A 23,295-nucleotide genomic window follows, 5' to 3' on the forward strand; every position below is an offset into this window, starting at 1 on the left:
CTTTATTGCTTTTTGGGCAGAAAAAAATCACCGGTCCAAAATGGTCAATAGTCCGTATGTATATGCACTTGGACTGGCGGTATATTGTTCAGCATGGACATATTACGGGAGTGTTGGTGCAGCCGCAAGAACAGGTCCACAGTTTCTAACCATTTATTTAGGTCCAGTTTTAGCAGCCCCTTTATGGATAATAATTTTAACGCGAGTAGTAAAAATATCCAAATCTTATAACGTTGCATCAATTGCAGATTTCATTTCTTTACGTTACGGAAACAACCGTGCATTAGGCGCTTTGGTTACACTAATTTGTGCCGCAAGTATAATTCCATACATTTCACTTCAACTGAAAGCTTTATCAGAAACATTTCAATTGGTAACAAGCGGAAGCACTGAAATTTCGCACAACAATTGGCTGGAAGACACCTCTTTTTACATTGCATTATCACTAGCCTTATTCGTTACATTTTTTGGAACGCTTAGTCTTGATGCCTCTAAGAATAAAAAGGGAATTATGTTTTCAATCGCATTCGAATCAATTCTGAAACTTCTTTTCTTTTTGATCATTGGAATTTATGTGACCTTTTATCTTTTCAATGGAACAGGTGATATTTATTGTCAAGCGGAAGACATCATCAAGGTGAAAAGCTTGGAAGGTTTATCTGAAATCACAAGTGGAATAAATTGGTTTTTCAATATTGCCCTATCGTTTTTGGCTATTTTCTTGCTCCCTCGCCAATTTCAAACCAGTGTGATTGAATATGCAAACAAAAAACAAATATCAAAAGCAATGTGGGTATTTCCTTTGTACCTACTCTTGTTCAATATTTTTGTAATCTTCATTGCTTGGGCAGGTATAATTTTGCTCGGGGACAATGTAAATTATGATTATTTGACCATTTTAATCCCCATGAGTCAAGGGAATAACACCCTCGCTGTAATGGTTTTCCTTGGTGGATTATCTTCTGTGATTTCTATGGTTGTTGTTTCTACCTTGGCACTCTCTACCATGTTAAGTAACAACCTCATCATTCCTTATGGGTTTTTAGGTAAGTTTTCGGGTGAAAAAGCGCCTAAAAATGAGAAAACAATCAAAAACATACGAAGAATAGCCGTTTTTTCATCAATTGCATTGGCTTATGGGTTGTATGCAGGAATAGGAACAGACGTTCCTCTTTTTGACATTGGATTGATTTCGTTTTTAATCATTGCCCAACTTGCTCCGTCATTCTTTTTCGGGTTATTTTGGAATAGAGGATCTTCAAAAGGAGCGATCATTGGAATTATCATTGGGTTTGCAGTAATAATGTACACCTACTTATGGCCTTTTATCGCCATAGAAATTTTAGAAAACCCCATCTTGTTGACTCCTTCCCTATTTGGTGTTGAATTTTTACATCCTCACTACATCATGGGAATTGATTATTTAACACCGATGACGCACGCATTGTATTTAAGTTTATTGATGAATTGCTGTGTTTATCTTTATTTCTCCTTGTTTTTTAAAGGGAATTACAGAGAACGAAACTACGGAGAAGTATTTGTTAATGCGGACGATTTAGACGAGAATAGTGACACATCGTTAGTATGGGATGGAAAAGCATACATGGAAGATATTCAATCAATTTTAGTGCGTTTCCTTGGTGAAAAGAGAACAAAAAGAGCAGTAACAATTTTCCGTAAAAGGTATAAGATTAGCGAAGATGAAATACTCGCAGATGCGCGTTTCATTAATTTCTCAGAAAAATTATTGACCGGAGCCGTGGGAAGTGCTTCAGCAAAAATTCTAATTGCAAAAGTGGCGAATGAAAAACCAGTCTCTTTACCCAATGTATTAAAAATTCTACAAGAAAGTAAAGAAGCTTTCTCCTCTAGTAAATTGTTCGAAAGTCAGTCCATTGAATTACGAAAACTTACTGAAGAGTTGAGAAAAGCGAATGAGGCCCTGATTTTCCAAGACAAGCAAAAAGATAATTTTTTAGATACAGTAGCCCATGAATTAAAAACGCCCATTACATCCATTTATGCCAGTGCGGAAATATTGCAAGAAGACACCGAAGTTCCACAAGAAATTAGACAACAATTTCTCAATAATATATTAGCAGATGCAAAGCGTTTAACAAGGTTAATCAATGACATTCTCGACTTAGAAAAATTAGCCTCTGGAAGAGAAAAGCTCGATATTCAAAAAATGGATATTAGCAAAACAATAGAAAGTGCTATTCCTTCATTTGACGCAATAAAATTAAGGAGAAACTTAAAAATTAATCGTTTAACCATAGATTCGTATGAAATTGAACATGATCGTGAAAAAATAACTCAGGTACTCACGAATATCATTTCAAATGCATTAAAGTTTATTCAGAATAAAGTTGGTGAGATAAGCATTTCTGGGAAAATAGATAAATCTACTGCTTCCTACCGCATTGAAATCGCTGATAATGGTCCTGGAATACCTCAGCAAGATGTTCCTTTTGTCTTTGATAAATTTTATCAATCACAAGATCAAACACTAAAAAAACCAAAAGGGAGTGGATTTGGATTAGCAATAAGTAAACAAATTATTGAAATTCATAATGGGAAAATTAATGTGGATAAGCTATATTCAGCAGGAACAAAAATAGTAATTGAAATTCCACTTAAAAAAGACAAATATGAGTAAAATATTAATTGTAGATGATGAGCCAAACATAGTGATGACTCTAGAATACGCGCTCAAAAAGAAAGGATTTGAGGTTTTTATTGCCCGAGATGGTGATGAGGCCATCGAATTGATTAAGACAATTGAGCCAAACTTGGTTTTATTAGATATTATGATGCCCAAAGTTGATGGTTTCGAGGTACTAGAATTTGTAAAATCAGATAAACAATTTAACCAAACCAAAGTCATTTTTGTAAGTGCGAAAAACAAAGCTTCAGACGTAGAAAAAGGAATCCAATTGGGTGCGTCAGATTACTTAACAAAACCTTTTTCAGTGAAAAAATTAACAGAAAAGATTGAACATATTTTAAAATAAAAAAGATGAGTTATTCAGAAGAAAAAACAAGAAGTGAGAAAGAAGCCAATGAATTTTGGCTAGACGAAGCCAAACGTTTAAGTTGGTATAAACAGCCAACAAAAGGGTACTCCGAAGGAGAAGATGGAAGTTCGAATTGGTTTACGGATGGAAAATTAAACATGAGTTATCTATGTATAGACAAGCATATTGAGGACGGTTTTGGAGACCAAATCGCGGTGATTTATGATTCTGCCGTTCGACAAAAGCAAGTCAAACATACATTTAATCAAGTCCATGAAAAAGTTGCAAAACTGGCAAGTGGATTGAGAAGTTTAGGAGTTGAAAAAGGAGATACTGTGGTAATTTACATGCCCATGATTTCTCACGCACTTTTCAGTATGTTGGCTTGTGCTAGAATTGGAGCAATTCACTCTGTAGTTTTTGGCGGATTCGCACCAGATGAATTAGCTGCACGTATTGACGATGCAAAACCAAAAGTGCTTATCACCGCATCATCAGGAATTGAAGTTGACCGATTAATTGCGTACAAACCAATGGTGGATGAAGCCATTGAAAAAGCAAAACACAAACCGGAAAAAGTTGTGATCTACAACCGAAAATTGGGGGTAGAATCCGAGCATAAATCTTATGATGTAGATTACAATGAATTGGTCATGAAAAGTGAACCAATAGAGGCAGTTCCTGTAAAAGCTGATCACCCACTTTACATTTTATATACTTCTGGAACAACAGGAACACCAAAAGGTGTTGTTCGCGACACTGGAGGTTATGCCACAGCCTTACATTTTTCAATGCGTACAATTTACGATGCAAAACCAGGAGAAGTATTCTGGGCTGCATCTGACGTTGGTTGGGTTGTTGGGCACAGTTACATTGTTTATGGGGCGCTATTAAATAGAAACACCACCATTATTTACGAAGGAAAACCAGTTCGTACTCCGGATGCGGGTTCTTTTTGGCGTGTTATCGAAGATCACAAGGTAAATGTGATGTTTACAGCACCAACAGCATTTAGAGCAATTAAAAAAGAGGATCCAAACGGAGATTTAATTAAAAAATATGACATTTCTTCATTGAAATATCAATTTTTGGCGGGTGAACGTTGCGATACTGCAACGTTAAGATGGTCCGAAAAAATGTTGCAAGTTCCTGTTATTGATCACTGGTGGCAAACAGAATCTGGTTGGCCAATCGTAGCGAATTTTATGGGACTAGAGAAATTCCCGGTAAAAGAAGGTTCTGTTGGTAAATCTGTACCGGGTTACAATGTCCAAGTGCTGAACGAAGCCGGAGAATTAGCACCAAAAGGTGAGGAAGGATATTTAACTATTCAAAAGCCACTTCCGCCAGGTTTTATGCCAATTTTATGGAAAGCCAAAGAGCGAACTCAAGCAGCCTATTATGAAAGATTCGAAGATTATTACTTTTCAGGTGATGGAGGATTCGTTGATGCCGATGACTACGTTTATGTAACTGGTAGAATTGATGATGTAATAAACGTTGCTGGACATAGATTATCAACCGCACAATTGGAAGAGGTTGTTGCTAGCCATGAATCAGTTGCCGAATGTGCTGTAATTGGAATTGACGACACACTTAAGGGACAAATTCCTTTAGCGATTGTTGTGCCTAAAATTGGTGAAGAATACAATGAAAGCTTCCAATTAGAAACCGAAGTTGTTCAAATTGTGCGTGATGTAGTTGGACCAGTGGCTTGTTTGAAAAAAGTAATTGTTGTCAAACGTTTACCTAAAACACGAAGCGGTAAAATATTGCGTCAAACATTACGTAAAATCGTGGATGGAAAAGACTACGTGATTCCTTCAACTATTGAAGAACCAATGGTGATTTCAGAATTAATCGAAATCTTTTCTCAAGAAAAAATTGGTGCTTTCGCTAAGGATAAAAACACTTTAGTGAATTCTTTAAAAGCATTAACTGACTCTTATTACAATGTAGATTCATTAGAAAAATACATTGATCTTAACCGAATTTCTCAAAGCGATCCAGAAAGTTTTTGGAGCACTATCGCCGAAAGAAATTTCTCATGGAGAAAGAAATGGGACAAAGTTCTTGACTGGAATAAAGAAGAATCTACGGTGAAATGGTTTGAAGGTGCAAAATTGAACATTACAGAAAACTGTATCGATAGACATTTAGCATCAAAAGGAGATAAAACAGCTATTATTTGGGAGTCGAATGACCCAACAGAAGCCGCACAACATATTTCTTATAAAGAATTGTCCATCCGTGTAAATAAAATGGCCAATGTGCTAAAAAATAATGGCGCTAAAAAAGGGGATAGAATTTGTATTTATCTACCGATGATTCCTGAGTTATCTGTAGCATTATTGGCTTGTGCTAGAATTGGAGCGATCCATTCAGTGGTATTCGCAGGATTCTCTGCAGCTGCCGTAGCTTCAAGAATTAACGATGCTGATTGTAAAATGGTCATTACATCTGATGGTTCATATCGAGGAGCTAAAAAATTAAATTTGAAATCGATTGTTGATGAAGCATTGGAAAATTGCCCAATTGTAGAAACAGTTCTTGTTGCTAACCGTACGAATCTTGACGTAGAAATGAAAGCTGGTCGTGACAGATGGTTAGAAAAAGAATTGAGTTACGCCGAGGAAACATGTGAAGCAGAAGAAATGGATGCAGAAGATCCTTTATTCGTTCTTTATACTTCTGGAAGTACAGGAAAACCAAAAGGAATGGTTCACACTACGGCCGGATACATGGTTTACACTGCATTTTCTTTTAAAAATGTGTTCCAATATAAAGACGGTGATATTTATTGGTGTACAGCTGATATTGGTTGGATAACCGGACACAGTTATATTTTATATGGTCCATTGTTAAACGGTGCCACAACAATAATCTTCGAAGGAGTGCCTTCTTATCCTGATTACGGACGTTTCTGGGAAATCATAGAGAAGTATAAGGTGAATCAATTTTATACAGCTCCAACGGCAATTCGTGCACTTGCAAATCAAGACATTGATTTTGTGAACAAACACGATTTATCATCATTGAAAGTATTGGGATCAGTTGGGGAACCAATAAATGAAGAAGCATGGCACTGGTACAACGACAATATTGGTAAGAAAAAAGCACCAATTGTTGATACTTGGTGGCAAACAGAAACAGGTGGAATTATGATTTCTCCTATTCCATTCGTTACACCTACAAAACCGACATTTGCTACTTTACCTTTGCCTGGAATTCAACCAGCGTTAATGGATGAAGAAGGGAAAGAAATTCAAGGAAATAGTACAGCAGGAAGACTTTGTATTAAGTTCCCTTGGCCTAGTATGGCGCGAACAGTTTATGGCGATCACCAAAGGTATATCGATACCTATTTCTCTGCTTACAAAGGAATGTATTTCACTGGAGACGGAGCTTTGAGAGATGAAGTTGGTTACTATAGAATTACTGGTCGTGTGGATGATGTTGTGATTGTTTCTGGACACAATTTAGGAACAGCTCCAATCGAAAACGCGATTAATGAACACCCTGCAGTGGCTGAATCAGCAATTATTGGTTTCCCTCACGATATCAAAGGGAATGCGCTTGCAGGATTCATTATATTGAAAGATGAAACAAGAAATCCGGAGAATCTACAAAAAGAGATCAACAATCTAATTTCTAGCAGTATAGGTCCAATTGCAAAACTGGATAGAATTCACTTCGTATCTGGATTACCGAAAACCCGAAGTGGTAAAATTATGAGAAGGATTTTAAGAAAAGTTTCTTCCAATGAAATGGAGAACTTAGGGGATACTTCTACTCTACTTGATCCATCAATTGTGGATGAGATTATTGAAAAAGTGAAAGAAGTTCTTTAGTCTTTGCAAGAAAACTCCAAATACTGCGTTATGCTTGTTTTAAATTTCAGTCATTTATAAAGATAAACTCCTAAAAATTAAAAACTTCACAAGCCTTGTCTTTGAAGCTTTCTTATCAAAGACTTGAAAAACGCTAGTTTTCTTGCCGACACTATTTAGAGGAAAAAGTGTTTTGATGGAATGATATAAACTCAAATTCCCCGTTCTATGATTAGTTCGGGGATTTTTTATGGGTAGAAAAGTTTAAGCCTCAAATTAAAAAGAGATTCCTCTGTTGGAAAACTTTTGATTCCCTCCATTTTCAGGATAACAATTCTATTAAAAATTAAAAAGGGGGTTTTCCCAATGACACTTTAGCAAAAAAAGAGCCGTTCCTTACGAAACGGCTCTCTTCAAACTGTAGTTGTTGGTCTTATTTTTTAATCAATCTGTGTTGTGAAACAGTATTTGAAAATGTTTTTACTTTCACAATATAAACTCCTTTGTTCCAGTTTAAGGTTGAAACAGTCGCCATATTGTTGTTGAAGAAGTTAGAATTATAAACCACTTGTCCTGTAACGTCATAAATAGTAACATTTTGTAATCTATCAACAGATGAAATATTAAATACATCAGTTGTTGGATTTGGGTAAAGATTTAATTCCTTTACTGACGAAATATTTTCAGTAGATAAATTTCCATTCACTGTACCTTTCAAAGTAATGTTATCGTATCTATTGTTTCCGTTATCTTGATCAGTATTTCCAACCCAAGTAATTTTAATTTGGAAATCCGCATTGTTGTTAACAGCAGCTATTCCATCAAAGTCAACTGAAACCAATTCATATGTTTCTTCAATATCGAAAGTAGATGCAGTTAATCCAGCTTGAGTGAAAGTTGCTCCACCATCTGTGCTATATTCAATAACATTTTGCAACATTCCTGAACCAGAACGGTGAATTACATATTCGAAAATAACATCCTCTACTCCTGCAGTAGACATGTTAAAAATCAATGAACGACCTTCAGATCGATTTCTTACACGCGCCGCAATTCCTTCAGTTTCTCCTTGTTGTAGATTAATTGAAGAACCTGTATCGTAATCATCGATATCTCTATTGCTAGAACCAGTATAAACCATATTTGGAGTAAAGTTTGGCATCAAAGAGAAGTCAGCAGCAATTGTATTTACATCCGCTGTAGAAGCATCAAGGTTGTTAAAGTGCCAGTAATAAATTAAGTCTGAAGTTTGAGTTGCTACTGGAGTTCCCGAAATAGAGAAGTTATCAATTCTGTTGTTTCCACTAGTGTTCTCAATTCCTACACCCGCAGCAACAATTTTAAATTGAACTTGGTCATTATCATCTAAACCAGCCACAGTACTAAGATCGAAAGTTTTTAACTCCCAGTCAGCTACAACATCTAATTCATTCACAGGGTAAGTAGCATCAACTTGAGTCCATGTTGTTCCGTTATCAGTTGAGTAATGGAATTCTTGCTCTTGTGCTCCGCTTCCAGTTCTTACCGTTGCGAAATTCACAATAATTCCTTCATAACCTGAAGTAGCAGATGTGATAATTAATTCTTTGGCATCTGAAGGGTTTCTTAAACGTAAAACTGCTCCGTCATCGGCAATTTCTCCTTGTTGTAAGTTAAGGTTTGAAACTGGATCATCTGTTCGGTAAGTTCTAACATCCCAATACCCACCTGTGCCAACGTAGTCCATTTCTCCCATCAAACCAGAAACGGTAAAATCTGCTTGCAATGGTGCTACGAATTGATCGTCTCCTCCAACATCAACAAGTTCATTTTCTGCATTGTTAAAATGCCAGTAATACATAAGGGTTTCATTCTGCGATTGAGCAAAAAATGTCATTGCAAAGGAAAGGACTAAAAGTAATTGTTTTTTCATAATTTTTAATTTTTGTACAAAAGTACTGAGAACTAAAAACCACTGATTAACTAAAAATTAAGAAGGTATTAATTTAAATGCTTATCGGATACTTTACCAATAGACCAAAAACTATAAAACAATTTCAGTTTGAATTAAATTCAAAATTACAAACCTAAATTTCAAGCCGATGAAACGGTAAGAGATTGTGTGAGTTGACTCTATTGGTGGGAATGAATCCCCAACTAATTGAAATTATAAAATATGGAAAATTAAGGCGACAAGATTATCCTAAAAGTTGTCCCCTTCCCTACTTCTGAATTTAAAATCTTTAATCTTCCTTTGTGGTATTCATGTATGATTCTTTTGGCGAGTGGTAAACCTAATCCCCAACCGCGCTTTTTGGTTGTGAATCCTGGTTGGAAAACACTTCTTTGTTGAGCTATTGTCATTCCCTTACCAGTGTCGCTTATATCGATGAGTATTTGCCCATTAATTTGATTAATGCTGATGTCTAATTTACCAACACCTTCCATCGCATCAATGGCATTTTTACTGATGTTTTCTATCACCCATTCAAATAATGCAGCATTGTGCGGAATATTAATTTCATCATCTGATGAAGTAAAAGTGAGTTCTACTTTTTGTGGAAAACGCGTTCTGAAATAATCTAAGAAATGAGTTGTCGTTTTTACAATATCTAAATCATTCAGTTGTGTACTGGCACCAATTTTTGAAAAACGATCTGTTACCTGTGAAAGTCTTTCAACATCTTTGTTCATTTCCTTTGAAATATCTTCCATGTTGTCCATGCCTTCTAGGAGTTGTACCCATGCCATTAATGACGAAATTGGGGTTCCTAATTGGTGAGCTGTTTCTTTGGCCATTCCCGCCCAAACTTTGTTTTGTTCTGCTTTTCTGAATGTACTAAAAATGATGTAGCCGATTAGTATAAATAGGAAAATTATTCCAAACTGAATAAATGGAAAATACTGTAATTGAACCAGTTCAGGACTCGTAGCATAAAAAACATAACTCACTTCATTTTCAGAAAAACGAATTTTAATTGGAATATTTTCTTCTGACAACTCGTTTAATCTAATAGTCAATTCTTGACCATTGAGTGTGTCTTTGAGTAAATTTGAAGCAATAACCTTTTGTTTTGAACTATCTGTCAGAACAACAGGAACAAGTTCTGCATTTTCAATTAATTCTGTATTAAAAGCTTGAAAAAGTGAGTCTCTTTCTTCCTCCAAACGCAAAATATTTCGTGAATCATTATAGAAATAAGTCATGAATAAGTCATCATAAACTTCAATCGTAAATGAAGGGTTAATTTTTTCCCAACTATAGGCCAATTTAACCAAGGTATCTGTAAACAATTTTTCAATTTCTTTCTCGCTTTTTTCAGGAAAACCTGTTGAAAGTTCTTCTTTTGAAAGTTGAATATTTATAAAAGTCGAAACAGAATTTTCTTGATCCAAAACGATTACCGGAATATCATCATTTCTGTTGATAATTTTTAGAGGAAATTCATACGATTGTTGACTATCAAGTGAAGTTTTACGCGAAATTTCTTTTGTTGCATCAATCCACAATTGCATTTCGCTCAACTCTTTTTTACGCAATTCCTCGAAAGAATTATTGGTCAAGCGCACGAGTTCAGCACGTTTTTTTATTGCATCAGCCCATTGAGTTACACGTTCTCGTTCTCGTTTAGCAACTTCATTCACAATTTTATTGGAGGCATACAATGAGGCACCAACTAAAGCTAGAGCGATAAAAAGCAACGCAATTTTCCATTTTTGTTTATTTGAATAGAGCTTCATTTATTGGGTTTTTCTGTTGTTATAACGTTCTAAAATTGGTTATCATATTTAAAAAATAATTTTTCCGAATCCTCCCCCCAGCCCCCTCCGAAGGGGGAGACGTAATCAACTCACATTTAGGAACTAGAAATTTAACCCCTATTATCAATTAGTAAAAAGTAAAATCAGTTCCAATGAAGGTAGCTTATTTGTAAACCTCTCTCCCTGCCGATTTTTATCGGCACCCAAGCTGCTGCGAGATTTCATCCCGTTGCTGCATATTTTCATCTATCCTTCAAAAAAGGCATTTTTTTCCTCACCTCTTTCAGTGTCTCACTTTCTAATTCTTCATTCACCACATGTTCATCATGAGAAACCAAGCTTACAATCATTCCTGAAGGAGCAATAATACATGAATCGCCTGAATAGTTTAAACCATTCTTGTCCTCTCCTACTCTATTCACACCAATCACATAAGATTGATTTTCTATCGCTCTTGCTTGCAACAAAGTTCTCCAATGTAAACTGCGTTTTTCTGGCCAATTCGCAACATTTATGAGTAAATCGTATTCAAATTGGTCATCTTTCACTGAATTTCGAGAAATTTCCGGAAATCTCAAGTCATAGCAAACTTGCAATAAAACCTTCCAACCTTTATATTCAAAAATGGTATTTTCTGTTCCAGCTGTATAGGTTTCGTCTTCTTTTGCCAAGCCAAATAATTTACGCTTGTTGTATTGTTGAATTGATCCATCTGCTTGAATAAAAACCATACGGTTATTATATTCCTTCCCATCTTTAATAATCAACGAAGCGGTCACAGCACAATCATATTTCGCCGCCATTTTTTTCAACCATTGTACACTTTCGCCATCAATAGATTCGGCCATTTCAACAGCATTCATCGTAAATGCAGTTTGAAACATTTCGGGTAAAACGACAATATCTGTTGGCAGTTGAACTTCTTTTAACATCGTTTCGTAATGCGATAGATTGGCTTTTTTATCTTCCCAAACTTGATCACATTGAATCAAACTTACTTTTAAATCTTGCATAATTTTTCTGTCGCTTTAATAATAGTTTCCTCGTCTTTTGCAAAACAAAAACGAATCAAATGATCGTCATGTTGGTCTTTATTGAAACCTGAAACTGGAATCACCGCCACTCCATGTTTTTGAGTCATTTCTGTAGCAAAATCAACATCGCCTAAGTTACTAATTTCATTGTATCGTGCCACTTGAAAATACGTTCCTTGGCAATCCAAGAGTTCAAATCGACTATTTTTCATCAATCCACGAAAGAAATCACGTTTTTTCTGGTAAAATTCACCCAATTGAGATAAATCTGCTTGAGGTAAATAATTTGACAATGTTTGTTGCGCTGTGCTGTTCACACAAAAAACAACATATTGATGAATTTTTTTCACCTCCTCCATTAAGAATTTTGGAGCAACGAGATAACCAATTTTCCAACCCGTTACGTGAAAGGTTTTTCCAAAAGATGAAACAATAAACGATCGTTCTCGAATTGCTTTTCGGGTATTAACAGAAATGTGTTTTTGTTCGAAATGAATGAATTCATACACCTCATCCGAAAGTAAATAAACATGTGGATTCCTTTCCATGATGAGCTCAATAGCTTGCATATCTGCTTCAGAAAAAACTGTTCCTCCTGGATTGTGAGGGTTATTAATAATCAATAATTTTGTTTTTGCAGAAATAGCGTCTTCAACTTTGTTCCAATCCACGGAGAAGTCAGCTTCCATATTAACATGAATTGGCTTCCCTCCTGCTAATTCAACAGAAGGCGCATAACAGTCATAGGATGGGTCTAAAACTATTGCCTCATCTTCACGATGAATAATGGCTTGAATTACCGTATAAATTGCCTGTGTTGCTCCAGAAGTAACCAAAACCTCTTCTTCCGGGTTAACATTTCTACCATAGTGTTTGGAAACCTTCTCACTGATTTCAACCAATAAACGAGGCGAACCTGGCATTGGCATATATTGGTGGTATTCTCCTTCTATTACTTTCTTATAGTTCTCAACCAATTCTGGCGCTACGGGAAAATTTGGAAAACCTTGTGATAAATTTATTGCGTTATGTTCTGCCGCCATTTTGGACATCACACTAAAAATAGTAGTTCCAACATGGGGTAATTTTGATTTTATTTTGCTCATTTACTTTGTAAATTGTTCGAGCATTAAAGTAATGAAATCTTTTGGTTTGGTGTTTTTTTTGGTTTGAATTGTAATTGGAGCTTTACATTAAGACAAAAGGGAAACACGATATGAAATATTTTAACGTCCCTACAGGACTTCAAAAAAACCATAACATAAAGCCAAGGACTTCTGTCCTTGGCTAATAAATGTCGTCCCTTTGGGACTTATAAAAGTTTGGCTTAAAGAAAAACTGTCTGATTTAGCAGAATTACATGTAAAAACACAAAAGGTAAAACCTCTGAGGTTACACACTCAAATCTCTTGTTTTTCTCCCTCTCCCTGAATTCTGTTCCTACATTGGAATATTACCATGCTTTTTCGCAGGTAATTCTTCTTTTTTGTTTTCTAAAATCTTGAATGCATTCGCAATTCTACTTCTTGTTTCTGATGGTTTGATTACATCATCAATGATTCCACGTTCTGCTGCTCTATATGGATTAGCGAACATTTCTGCGTATTCTGCTTCTTTCTCTGCTAACTTGGCAACTGGATCTTCTGCCGCTGCAATTTCGCGACGGAAAATAATTTCTGCTGCTCCTTTTGCTCCCATTACTGCAATTTCTGCCGTTGGCCATGCAAAATTGAAATCTGCACCGATGTTTTTAGAATTCATTACATCAAACGCTCCTCCGTATGCTTTACGCGTAATAACGGTCACACGTGGAACAGTTGCTTCACTGAATGCAAATAAAAGCTTGGCTCCGTGCGAAATAATTCCGTTCCATTCTTGATCTGTTCCTGGTAAGAATCCTGGTACATCTTCGAAAGTTAATAATGGAATATTGAACGCATCACAGAAACGTACAAAACGCGCTCCTTTTCTTGAAGAATCAATGTCTAAAACTCCTGCCAAAGAAATTGGTTGATTGGCAACAATACCAATCGTTCTTCCTTCAATACGCGCAAAACCTACAACGATATTTGTAGCGAAATCTTTGTGTACTTCTCTGAAAGAATCGTCATCAATTGTGTGCTCTATTACCTCACGAATATCGTAAGGCATATTGTTATTTTCTGGTAAAATAGAAGCAATTGTTTCTAACTTCTTTTCATCATAATGAAAGTTCTTTTTGTGTGGCGCCAATGATTGCCAGTTCTGAGGTAAATACGTCATTAAGTCACGCACTTCTTTTAAAACTGTTACATCGTTTGGACTTGTAAAGTGATTCACACCAGATTTCTCAGCGTGTGCTTTTGCTCCACCTAAATCTTCCGAAGTTACTTCTTCGTGTGTAACTGTTTTTACAACGTTTGGTCCTGTTACGAACATATACGAAGTGTCTTCTACCATGAAAACAAAATCCGTTAATGCTGGTGAATAAACCGCTCCACCCGCACATGGTCCCATAATTACACTCAATTGTGGAATTACACCAGATGCTCTTGTGTTTCTGTAGAAAATATCAGCGTAACCAGCCAATGAAACAACACCTTCTTGAATCCTTGCTCCTCCTGAATCATTCAACCCAATAATTGGTGTTTGACTCTTCATTGCAAGGTCCATAATTTTACAAATTTTCTCTGCATACGTTTCAGAAAGCGAACCTCCTAAAACAGTAAAATCTTGAGAAAAAACATAAATTGGTCGGCCATGAATAGTTCCATAACCTGTTACAACTCCATCTCCAGGGTATTTTTCTTTGTCTAATCCAAAATCCTTTGACCGGTGTTCAACGAACATTCCCATTTCTTGAAATGAGTTTTCATCCAACAAAAGTGTAATTCGCTCGCGAGCAGTTAGTTTACCTTTCTTATGTTGGCTGTCAATTCTGTGTTGACCTCCACCTAACATTGCTTCTTCGCGTTTTTCTATTAACTTTTTATTGATGTCTTCCATAATATCTTCTTTCTGTACTTTCTTAGATAGGCGTTAAATATCGTAAGATTTTTTTAATTGAGATTGATAATGATAAATGAAAGGTTAAAATCTAAATAATAAAGATTAATCCAGAATAAATTTCATCGGCAACCTACATTTCGTTCTTTTTTCAATAGGTTTCCAATCCTCCATTGAATTTACTACTCTCAAAGCTTCAGACTTCAGGTCTTTTTTATGCTTTCTACTACAAGATTTACATTCTATTTTTTCAACCTTGGCGTTTGTTATTTCGCCGGTAGTTTCAACAATAAAAGTTACAATCAATCGAGCTGAATCAGCTACCACATTCTTCTGAATATTTTCCTTCTCGCTTTGTGAATACGCTGAAAAGGAAAGTAGGAATGAAAACACAATGAAAATATTTTTTAATATCGGTTTCATATTTCTCTATTTATGATTTTGCTCACTTGATTTGCTTTATCAACAATCATGAAGTGTCCTCCCCCATCGATGATAATTCCGTTTTTTCCTTTTGGAGGAAGTATTCTGTCTTTTGAACCACCAATTTTAATCAGGTTTTCTAATTTATTCGTGTTTTTCCAACTCACTAATTCCAAAACGGCCCATTTGGCGAAAGTTAAATTTGTATCATCTAGAATTGAATACAACAATTCCTTGTTCTCTGCACTGAATAAAAATCGTGCAATTGGTTTTGGAGGCATAAACATCCATTTTGGAAGGAGCTTCAAAAAGAAAACGCTGCCTGGTAGTTTAAAAAAGCTTCTCAATTCATTTTTCCTTTCAACCGATGAAATTAAAACAGTAAATTTTGGGTTTAAAATTTTACTCATTTCAACAGCCACTAACCCACCAAAACTTAGTCCTAAAATTCCAAAATGTTCTTCTTTGTCAATTCCATATTCTACAATCAGTCGTTTGGAATAATCAATAATTGACTCTTTTGAACTAGGTTCAAGCCATAAAACAGGAATTAATTCATGTTCAAGCTCCAAAAACTTGAAGACTCTTTCATCCGCTCCTAGACCGCTGAGTGCAAATATTTTCATGTTGTTTTCTGAGTTAAGAATATATGTTTTGGATTTAAAGCTCTTTAACTTTTATTGTTCCATTTCTGTAAAACTCAACTGCATTTTGAAGAATACTATTTATCAAATCAATGGGTAAATCAGCGTTCGGATCTATGGGTAAAGTTTTCATGCGTTTTCGATCTCCTTGAATCAATTCAGGGAAATCCAATCGAGCACCTTCCACCATCAATAAATACGGATGATTCGTTTTTTTATCGACCATTAGAAAGCAAAACATTCTGTTTTTATAGCAAAAACATGGTGAATTCCATTTTCTAGTTTCACTCACATTTTCATCTTGTTCTAAGATAAAATCGCGTAATGCGAGCATGCAACTTTTGTTGGGCTCTTCTCTTTTTAGGTAATAATCGTGTAGTTCTTCGCTCATTGAAAATGGATTCTGATTTTAGGGCACCTCTAAAAACTCTACTTTGGTTGCTAACTTGTTCTTTTTTCCAAATACTTCATTACCGAAATACTCATTTAGCCCAGCTAAACTCCGTTTTCAGCGCCTAGTATTTGAATAAAATAACTTCCTTATCATTCCAAACAGAGTTATTAGAGATGCCCTGTAAATTTAAGGATTAATTCTAAACCATAAAAAAACGGTTTGAGAAACTCCCAAACCGTTTTTAAATAAAATTTTGACTTAAAATCAGCTATCGATTTTTAAAAAATCTCCATCCATATTGAATTCTAAATCCATTTCATTGTCCAATTCAATTTGTTGGTTTTTATCGTCTAATTCCCAATCTGTAATGAAATTTGTTGGGTAATTTACTTCAACATAAGCGCTGATTTTCGTTGGAATAACACTCTTCGGAAGTTCAGAAACCCCATCGATCTCAATAATTTCTTTTTTTCTATTGAACTCTAAAGAAATACTTCCTTCCAATATTACATCGTAAGTCTTGGTGAAACCATCTTTATCCTCAATGCTCTGAATGATTACATTATTTGGAAAATGAGTTGTCACATATTCACTGATTTCACTTGGCAAATCGCCTGAACCAATAATCTCTTCTTTATTACAACTGGTTAATACAGCCAGCACAACCAATAAACTTAATACTTGTTTCATTTCTTTTTTTATTATTCGTTTTTTAACCAAGATTAAAACGGAATCACTTTTCCATCTTTAGAGAAAAGAACATCCATTTCTTCTTGTCCTTTTTCTAACTCTACCCTGTAAGTTTCAACTCCATTTATTACTATTTTCTTTGCGTCATCAATACGATAGTCACTATATTTTGTTTTTATAGAATTTAATACTGATTTAGGAAAGTCTGAATTATTAATATCTTGTGTATAGCGAATCATTTTTCCATCTGCACTGTACCAAGCTTCATAATCTGAATTCCAACTAATTTCGAATTCAACATTATATGTTTCCCCTTTCAATTCCCATTCAATATCATTTGCTTTTGGGAATTCTTTCTTGAAATTATTTAGAATAACAGAAGGAACTTGACTTTGTGGAATGTCTTGTGCAAAAACAGCACTTGATCCAAAAATTAATACCGCGAATAACTGAACTACTTTACTTTTCATCTTACTTTTTTTTAAATTTATACTACAAATCTATGCCATGAATCTGGAAAGAATTTGGAATTTATGACTAAGCCAGGATATTTTTAAAATTAATCGAAAAACGATGTTCATCATTGACAAAACTGTATTCAATTTTCAACTGATAAGAATAACAAATCGCTTCACTTAATGACAATCCTAAACCTGTACTATCTAACTTAGACTGATCTTTTTCAAACCTATTAAAAATACGATTTGAATTTAAAGCTGACGCTAATCCTGAATTAATAATTATAAATTCCTCATCACTAATTTGAATACTTATTCTGCCCTTCTTTTTATTGTGAGAAATAGCATTTTTAATCAGATTAGAAAGTAAAATTCCAGCAAGAGAGGCATTCATTTTTATTTTCAAATCAGTTGCTAAATCTAACTCCAATTTTATTCCTTTAAATTCCAATAAGTCCTCATAATTCGACAAATAATCTGTCGTTAATGCGTTTACTGAAATGACATTCTGCTCAATAAATTGATTGTTCTCAATTTTCGTCAATAATAGAAGAGAACTATTCAAACGTTTTAAACGATCGGTAATTGAAATCACTTTAACTATTGCTTCGGCGTCTTCTTCGCTTAGACTATTTGACTCAAGTAACAATTCTAATTTTCCAATAATTATTGCAATTGGAGTTTGGAGTTCATGAGAAGCATTTTCCGTAAACTCTTTTTGTGATTGAAATGCTTTTTTAGAATGGTTGATTAAGGTATTTGAAGCTTCTTGTAATTGAATGAACTCTTTAATATTTGAATTTGCTTCAATGGGATTTTTGTTCTTTTCTAAACGATAGGTTTTTAACTGATTAAGAATGTCATAAAATGGATTCCAAACTTTACGTAGTACAAAATTATTCACAACTACAATACTGACTATCAGAATAATAAACAACCAAACAACGCTCCAGAAAGAATCTTCAATCAAGTCATCTTCTTCAACCAAAGAAGAAATAACTGTGATTCGATAATAGTCATTTTCATGTTCAAAAGCAGAATGCAAAACACGAACGGGTTCTAGGTCATTTTCATTGATGCGGTACATCATCGTGTCCTTGTAAATATCTCGATATGCAAGTGCCGATTCTTTAGAAACAGGATGAATTTTGAAGTTATTTCCACTAAATTCATCTTGAAAAAGGAGAGAAGGATCACTGTGCGTTTTCATTAATATCAGCAGTCGATTGTTATCTAGTCCATCATCAATACTGTCTCTGATTTCATCCTTCAGATTGAAATAAAAAATGAATGACCACACACCAATAATGATGAAAAACACCAAGGAAAGATAAATTAAAGATCGATTTAAGAGTTTCATTTTTCAATTAATTTATATCCAATTCCATAAATGGTTTCAATATTCACTTTAGCACCAGCTTGATCAAGTTTTTTCCTCAAATTCTTTATTTGATAATAAATAAAATCAAAATTATCTGCTTGGTCAATATGGTCTCCCCAAACATATTCTGCCAAGGCTGTTTTTGTTACTAGACGGTCTTTATTGCTCATGAAATAATTCAAAATGTCGAATTCCTTTTTATTTAGATGGACTAATTCTGCACCAATTAAAAGGGATCTCTCCTGAATGTTTAAGTTCACATTTCCAACTTCAATACAATCCTTTCCATTAAAGTTTTTTCTTCTTAAAACAGCCTTAATTCTCGCCGTTAATTCAGCAATATGGAATGGTTTTGTAAGATAATCATCAGCGCCTAGTGCCAAGCCTTTGACCTTGTCATCTAAGGAGTTTTTAGCTGAAACAATTATTACATTTTCGGATTTACCCATTTTTTTAAGCTCTTCCAAAAGATCTAGACCATTGCCATTTGGGAGCATTATATCCAGTAAAATACAATCGTAATCATAAATTGAAATTTTGTCTAAAGCCGAAGTAAAATCTTCAGCGCTTTCCACAATATATTTCTCTTTTAAAAGCGATTCTTTGATTGTTTCACGTAAATCTACTTCGTCCTCGATGATCAATATCTTCATATTGTAAATTTAATACTTCGACAAGTATACCATGCAAATTTGGAAAGAATTGGGAATTTTAACTCATGGTATGAATAAATGTTTTGCTTTCAATAAATATTCAAGTACGTAACTTCTCAAGGACTATTCACCGCATATTTAAGGGGAATAAGCTACTTATTCACCGCAAAGCAAAAATTAATTTGAATTTAATCTTAAGGTCTAAACTCAAAAAAGCCCAGACATTACTGTCTAGGCTCCCTATATAGAATTAATTTCTACTATTGTTTTTTCAACAAATCTCTGATCTCAGTTAAAAGAACCTCTTCTTTTGAAGGTGCCGCTGGAGCTGCTGGAGCTGCCTCTTCCTTTTTTGCCATTCTTTCTTTCATATTGTTATATGCCTTAACCACCATAAATATTGCAAAAGCAACAATTAAAAATGTAATGATTGTGTTGATGAAAACACCGTAAGTAATTGCTACTTCCGCAGTTCCGTCACCAGCTCCTTCCGCTGTTTCCAATACCTCAGCTTGAAGTACATATTTTAATTCTGAAAAATCTACACCACCCAATAATTTACCAATTGGAGGCATCAAAATATCATTCACAAAAGATTTAACAATAGCTCCAAAATATGTGGCCATAATAAGACCAACCGCCATTTCTACTACATTACCCTTGGCAATAAACTTTTTAAATTCCTTCATTTTTTAATTGTTTTAGTTAAACATTTAGATAAATACCATTGCTCTTTTAAAGCTTTAATTCCTTTATTAATTATAAATCTGATCCAAGAATTAAGGATGTTGATGTCTAATATACAGAGGCTTCATAGTGTAAAAATAATAATATAATTAAGTTAGGTTATAAAATCCTATAATTAATAAGTGTCTAATTTTTTTAGTATACGCTTCGATAACAACAACTTGATCTCAACCAACATTTCTTTTCTCTATTTGTTATAAAAGGAGCGAAGATGTATTATTTTTGTTTTCAAATGCACCAAGAATGAAATATTGCAATGATCCCTTTAATCGTACGCGATTAAAAACAAACGAGGTAACTGTAGGAAAATTAGGAATTGGAGGGAAAAACCCGATTAGAATTCAATCTATGACTACCAAAGACACGATGGATACCGAAGGTTCTATTGAGGAATCTATCCGTATGATTGATGTCGGTTGCGAATTGGTGCGATTAACCGCTCCCTCGAAAAAGGAAGCGTATAATTTGGCTGAAATTAAAAAAGGATTGATTGAACGAGGTTACGACACACCCTTGGTTGCAGACATTCATTTTACACCAAATGCCGCTGAAATTGCTGCTGGAATTGTAGAAAAAGTGCGTGTTAATCCGGGGAATTACGCCGACAAAAAGAAATTCGAGGAAATTGAATATACCGACACAAGCTACCGTGAAGAATTACTAAGAATAGAGGAGAAATTCACTCCATTGGTGCTCTTATGTAAGGAAAACGGAACGGCCATGCGTATTGGAACGAATCACGGTTCACTTTCTGATCGAATTTTAAGTCGTTTTGGTGATACACCAGAAGGAATGGTGGAATCTGCAATGGAGTTCATTCATATTTGTCAGAAAAACGATTTCCATGATTTCGTTATTTCCATGAAAGCGAGTAACACTTTAGTGATGGTGCAAGCTTACCGTTTTTTAGTGGCGAGAATGCTAGACGAAGGAAAAGTTTATCCTTTACACTTGGGTGTGACAGAAGCAGGAGATGGGGAAGACGGCAGAATAAAATCTGCTGTTGGAATCGGTGCTTTATTAGAAGACGGTCTTGGAGATACCATTCGTGTTTCTTTAACGGAAGCTCCTGAAGCTGAAATCCCTGTAGCTGAAAAACTTGCTCAAAATTATAAAATAGATGGAGTAGAAGAGTTCAAAAACGACATTCAATTGCCATATGACCCATTAGTTTATAAAAGGAGGGAAGCCATGGAAATCACCAATATTGGTGATAAAAATCATCCAATTGTTTTTGCTGATTTAAGTGAGAAAGAAACCATTTCTCAAGCTAATTTCTTTGGTTTTGGTTATAACTATTCAAAAACTCTCGACAAATGGACCATGCAAGATTTGGCCGCTGATTATGTTTTTATTGGTGATCAATCAGTTGATTTTGAAATCCCAGGAATGCTAGGTGTTGTTACTAATTCAGAAAACTGGGAGAATAACTATTCAGCTAAAAAACATTTTTATCCACTTTACAATTCTATTCCTACCGATGGATTCAAGCATAAAAAATTGAACTTCTTAAACTGGGATCCTAGAAATACAGAAGAAATTGATCAAATTCAATTCATGAATGATGTGGTTTTAATTATTGAAGCCCCATCGGAAAACTTCACCCAAGTAATGCGTAATTTTTACCGTACTTTGGTGTTGCACAACATAGATTTACCGGTAGTTTTAAAGCACACCACATCAACCAAAGATTTAGAAGCATTTCAACTGTGGCAATCTGCCAAATTAGGAAGTGTTTTAATTGATGGATTTGGTGATGGAGTATGGATTAACTCAACAGAAAAAGTATCACCACAACTCATTAATTCAACGAGTTTTGGAATTCTCCAAGCTACAAGAACACGTATTTCCAAAACAGAATATATTTCTTGTCCATCATGTGGTAGAACGCTCTTCGACTTACAAGAAACGACAGCAAAAATCAGAAAAAACACTTCACACTTGAAAGGTTTAAAGATTGGAATTATGGGTTGTATTGTAAATGGTCCCGGAGAAATGGCAGACGCCGATTACGGATACGTTGGAACACGTCCAGGAAAGATTCACTTGTACAAAGAAAAGACAGTCGTAAAGAAAAATGTGCCAGAGGAAGAAGCCGTTGATGCTTTGATTCAGTTGATTAAAGAAAATGGAGATTGGGTAGAGCCAAAGGAGGATTAGAGGACGATTTGTTGTAGGGGCGGTTTGCAAACCGTCCCTACGATAACCCATCAAATTAACCCCCATTTCTTTACATAATTACTCAAAATCAACCCTTATTTCATTACAAGAATTATATAAAATTACCCCCATTATGTTACAAATAATGGTTTGTTTTGCATGTGGTGCGGACGCTTTGCAAACCGTCCGTACCACATTCCAAAACAACATTTCCAAATTATTGAAAACATATTGTAAAAGGCAAAACCATCTTCGTTCGCACCCTTACACCATTAACTTCGGCAGGAATCCAATTTGGCATATTTTTAATGACCTCGATATATGCATTATCCAGTTCGTTTACGCTTTCTTTTCTCGATTTTACCTTTTCAATAGAACCATCCATATTGATAATAAATTCTATAACAATTCTTCCATTCGGAACAGTTTCAAATTCAATTTTAGGGTATTCTAAATTTTCTCGAATGTATTTCATCATTTCAGTTGGCCCTCCAGGAAATTTAGCTTCAACATCTGGATAAAGCACGATAGTAGTGTCGGTTTTTTCTTGAGAAAAGAGGAGTAAGGGAGTGAATAAAATTAAAATAAAAAATGAATTCATAAGAGTTGTATTAAAGTGTAAAACTGTGATAAGTTAATAAACAAAGTAATTAATAAGGTCTAAAGTTAACTGGAAAACGGACTATAGACTTTGCTTTTCCATACTTATTCTCTGCGGGAATCCAATCAGGCATGTTTTTAACTACTCTTAATAACTCTCCATCTAGCTCCTCCGATATGCCTTTTAAAATTTTTGCATTCTTTATTGATCCATCAATTTCAACTGTAATTTCAACAAAGGCTCTTCCATAAGGAGATTCATTAATAGATGATTTCGGAAATTGAAAACTCTCTCTGATATATTTGTTCAATTCTTCAGGTCCTCCAGAAAAAGAAGCTTCATTATAACTAATATATTCTACAATATTCGAAGTGTCTTTTTGAACTGAAATCGTGTCGCAATTACCAATAGTTTCAGAAATAACAGGATTTCCACTTTGCGAAAAGAGGACAAAGGGAGCCAGAAGCATTGATATTAAGATATACTTTTTCATTTTTTCGAATGCTAATCTTCGATTCTAAATTAAATTCCTGACCT

General features: G+C 34.8%; 19 protein-coding genes and 1 pseudogene. 5 read left to right on the plus strand and 15 right to left on the minus strand.

Translation table 11 applies throughout. The annotated features are described in order from the left end of the window. The first annotated feature begins 40 nt into the window (after positions 1 to 40). From C6368_RS13305 to acs, 4 genes and pseudogenes are all read left to right on the plus strand, one after another. Positions 41 to 2,659: an ATP-binding protein gene (locus tag C6368_RS13305; protein WP_234369141.1), complete on the plus strand. Its 2,619-nt coding sequence runs from the start codon at positions 41 to 43 to the stop codon at positions 2,657 to 2,659. Further along, positions 2,652 to 3,014: a response regulator transcription factor gene (locus tag C6368_RS13310; RefSeq protein ID WP_107039714.1), complete on the plus strand. Its 363-nt coding sequence runs from the start codon at positions 2,652 to 2,654 to the stop codon at positions 3,012 to 3,014. Before C6368_RS13305 ends, C6368_RS13310 begins: the two co-directional genes overlap by 8 nt. Positions 3,015 to 3,019: 5 nt before the next feature. Next, a pseudogene (locus C6368_RS17650) lies at positions 3,020 to 4,774 on the plus strand (AMP-binding protein); the annotation flags it as partial. Positions 4,775 to 4,933: 159 nt separating this feature from the next. Continuing rightward, positions 4,934 to 6,868, plus strand: a complete 1,935-nt coding sequence (gene acs / locus C6368_RS17655; RefSeq protein WP_394336218.1) for an acetate--CoA ligase — start codon at positions 4,934 to 4,936, stop codon at positions 6,866 to 6,868. Between the two features lie 412 nt (positions 6,869 to 7,280). On the opposite strand, the gene C6368_RS13320 is transcribed toward acs, so the two are convergent. The 13 genes from C6368_RS13320 to mscL form a co-directional block, all read right to left on the minus strand. Further along, entirely contained in the window at positions 7,281 to 8,759 is a 1,479-nt protein-coding gene (locus C6368_RS13320) for a T9SS type A sorting domain-containing protein (RefSeq protein ID WP_107039716.1), read from the minus strand. Between the two features lie 251 nt (positions 8,760 to 9,010). Further along, a complete protein-coding gene (locus C6368_RS13325; protein ID WP_107039717.1) occupies positions 9,011 to 10,567 on the minus strand; it encodes a sensor histidine kinase in 1,557 nt (518 codons plus the stop codon). Between the two features lie 263 nt (positions 10,568 to 10,830). Beyond that, positions 10,831 to 11,601: an amidohydrolase gene (locus C6368_RS13330; protein WP_107039718.1), complete on the minus strand. Its 771-nt coding sequence runs from the start codon at positions 11,599 to 11,601 to the stop codon at positions 10,831 to 10,833. Next, entirely contained in the window at positions 11,589 to 12,728 is a 1,140-nt protein-coding gene (locus tag C6368_RS13335; protein WP_107039719.1) for a methionine aminotransferase, read from the minus strand. Before C6368_RS13335 ends, C6368_RS13330 begins: the two co-directional genes overlap by 13 nt. 334 nt (positions 12,729 to 13,062) lie before the next feature. Beyond that, the gene (locus C6368_RS13340; RefSeq protein ID WP_107039720.1) at positions 13,063 to 14,607 is read right to left on the minus strand and encodes an acyl-CoA carboxylase subunit beta; all 1,545 of its coding nucleotides are present in this window, start codon (positions 14,605 to 14,607) and stop codon (positions 13,063 to 13,065) included. A 105-nt stretch (positions 14,608 to 14,712) separates the two neighbouring features. Further along, on the minus strand, positions 14,713 to 15,030 hold the full coding sequence (locus tag C6368_RS13345) for an energy transducer TonB (RefSeq protein WP_107039721.1): 318 nt from the start codon (positions 15,028 to 15,030) through the stop codon (positions 14,713 to 14,715). Continuing rightward, positions 15,027 to 15,656 carry an alpha/beta hydrolase family protein gene (locus tag C6368_RS13350; RefSeq protein WP_107039722.1) on the minus strand — a complete coding sequence of 210 codons (630 nt, stop codon included), beginning with the start codon at positions 15,654 to 15,656 and terminating at the stop codon, positions 15,027 to 15,029. The genes C6368_RS13345 and C6368_RS13350 overlap by 4 nt, the downstream gene beginning before the upstream one ends. 34 nt (positions 15,657 to 15,690) lie before the next feature. Continuing rightward, positions 15,691 to 16,065 carry a DUF1801 domain-containing protein gene (locus C6368_RS13355; protein WP_107039723.1) on the minus strand — a complete coding sequence of 125 codons (375 nt, stop codon included), beginning with the start codon at positions 16,063 to 16,065 and terminating at the stop codon, positions 15,691 to 15,693. A 267-nt stretch (positions 16,066 to 16,332) separates the two neighbouring features. Then, positions 16,333 to 16,758, minus strand: a complete 426-nt coding sequence (locus tag C6368_RS13360) for a PepSY-like domain-containing protein (protein ID WP_107039796.1) — start codon at positions 16,756 to 16,758, stop codon at positions 16,333 to 16,335. 32 nt (positions 16,759 to 16,790) lie between these two features. Further along, positions 16,791 to 17,228, minus strand: coding sequence for a PepSY-like domain-containing protein (locus C6368_RS13365; RefSeq protein WP_107039724.1), 438 nt, complete (start codon positions 17,226 to 17,228; stop codon positions 16,791 to 16,793). A gap of 67 nt (positions 17,229 to 17,295) precedes the next feature. Continuing rightward, on the minus strand, positions 17,296 to 18,576 hold the full coding sequence (locus C6368_RS13370) for a sensor histidine kinase (RefSeq protein WP_107039725.1): 1,281 nt from the start codon (positions 18,574 to 18,576) through the stop codon (positions 17,296 to 17,298). Beyond that, complete coding sequence (locus tag C6368_RS13375; protein WP_107039726.1) at positions 18,573 to 19,250, minus strand: response regulator transcription factor; 678 nt, start codon at positions 19,248 to 19,250, stop codon at positions 18,573 to 18,575. Before C6368_RS13375 ends, C6368_RS13370 begins: the two co-directional genes overlap by 4 nt. Positions 19,251 to 19,510: 260 nt before the next feature. Then, on the minus strand, positions 19,511 to 19,939 hold the full coding sequence (mscL, locus tag C6368_RS13380) for a large-conductance mechanosensitive channel protein MscL (RefSeq protein ID WP_107039727.1): 429 nt from the start codon (positions 19,937 to 19,939) through the stop codon (positions 19,511 to 19,513). 301 nt (positions 19,940 to 20,240) lie between these two features. Between mscL and ispG the strand changes: the two genes are divergently transcribed. Continuing rightward, on the plus strand, positions 20,241 to 22,157 hold the full coding sequence (ispG, locus tag C6368_RS13385) for a (E)-4-hydroxy-3-methylbut-2-enyl-diphosphate synthase (RefSeq protein WP_107039728.1): 1,917 nt from the start codon (positions 20,241 to 20,243) through the stop codon (positions 22,155 to 22,157). 217 nt (positions 22,158 to 22,374) lie between these two features. Here ispG and C6368_RS13390 read toward each other — a convergent pair whose 3' ends face one another. Both C6368_RS13390 and C6368_RS13395 read right to left on the minus strand, forming a co-directional pair. Continuing rightward, entirely contained in the window at positions 22,375 to 22,758 is a 384-nt protein-coding gene (locus tag C6368_RS13390) for an energy transducer TonB (protein WP_107039729.1), read from the minus strand. Positions 22,759 to 22,807: 49 nt separating this feature from the next. Then, the gene (locus C6368_RS13395) at positions 22,808 to 23,251 is read right to left on the minus strand and encodes an energy transducer TonB (RefSeq protein ID WP_107039730.1); all 444 of its coding nucleotides are present in this window, start codon (positions 23,249 to 23,251) and stop codon (positions 22,808 to 22,810) included. Positions 23,252 to 23,295 lie beyond the last annotated feature (44 nt).

It is taken from the genome of Brumimicrobium mesophilum (assembly GCF_003025005.1).
In the GTDB taxonomy this organism is placed as follows: domain Bacteria; phylum Bacteroidota; class Bacteroidia; order Flavobacteriales_D; family Crocinitomicaceae; genus Brumimicrobium; species Brumimicrobium mesophilum.

Bases quoted from the DNA above. Each gene is read 5' to 3' on its own strand.
- C6368_RS13305 (WP_234369141.1), top strand. From the start codon at position 41: ATGGTCAATAGTCCGTATGTATATGCACTTGGACTGGCGGTATATTGT.
- C6368_RS13310 (WP_107039714.1), top strand. From the start codon at position 2,652: ATGAGTAAAATATTAATTGTAGATGATGAGCCAAACATAGTGATGACT.
- C6368_RS13320 (WP_107039716.1), bottom strand. From the start codon at position 8,759: ATGAAAAAACAATTACTTTTAGTCCTTTCCTTTGCAATGACATTTTTT.
- C6368_RS13325 (WP_107039717.1), bottom strand. From the start codon at position 10,567: ATGAAGCTCTATTCAAATAAACAAAAATGGAAAATTGCGTTGCTTTTT.
- C6368_RS13330 (WP_107039718.1), bottom strand. From the start codon at position 11,601: ATGCAAGATTTAAAAGTAAGTTTGATTCAATGTGATCAAGTTTGGGAA.
- C6368_RS13335 (WP_107039719.1), bottom strand. From the start codon at position 12,728: ATGAGCAAAATAAAATCAAAATTACCCCATGTTGGAACTACTATTTTT.
- C6368_RS13340 (WP_107039720.1), bottom strand. From the start codon at position 14,607: ATGGAAGACATCAATAAAAAGTTAATAGAAAAACGCGAAGAAGCAATG.
- C6368_RS13345 (WP_107039721.1), bottom strand. From the start codon at position 15,030: ATGAAACCGATATTAAAAAATATTTTCATTGTGTTTTCATTCCTACTT.
- C6368_RS13350 (WP_107039722.1), bottom strand. From the start codon at position 15,656: ATGAAAATATTTGCACTCAGCGGTCTAGGAGCGGATGAAAGAGTCTTC.
- C6368_RS13355 (WP_107039723.1), bottom strand. From the start codon at position 16,065: ATGAGCGAAGAACTACACGATTATTACCTAAAAAGAGAAGAGCCCAAC.
- C6368_RS13360 (WP_107039796.1), bottom strand. From the start codon at position 16,758: ATGAAACAAGTATTAAGTTTATTGGTTGTGCTGGCTGTATTAACCAGT.
- C6368_RS13365 (WP_107039724.1), bottom strand. From the start codon at position 17,228: ATGAAAAGTAAAGTAGTTCAGTTATTCGCGGTATTAATTTTTGGATCA.
- C6368_RS13370 (WP_107039725.1), bottom strand. From the start codon at position 18,576: ATGAAACTCTTAAATCGATCTTTAATTTATCTTTCCTTGGTGTTTTTC.
- C6368_RS13375 (WP_107039726.1), bottom strand. From the start codon at position 19,250: ATGAAGATATTGATCATCGAGGACGAAGTAGATTTACGTGAAACAATC.
- mscL (WP_107039727.1), bottom strand. From the start codon at position 19,939: ATGAAGGAATTTAAAAAGTTTATTGCCAAGGGTAATGTAGTAGAAATG.
- ispG (WP_107039728.1), top strand. From the start codon at position 20,241: ATGAAATATTGCAATGATCCCTTTAATCGTACGCGATTAAAAACAAAC.
- C6368_RS13390 (WP_107039729.1), bottom strand. From the start codon at position 22,758: ATGAATTCATTTTTTATTTTAATTTTATTCACTCCCTTACTCCTCTTT.
- C6368_RS13395 (WP_107039730.1), bottom strand. From the start codon at position 23,251: ATGAAAAAGTATATCTTAATATCAATGCTTCTGGCTCCCTTTGTCCTC.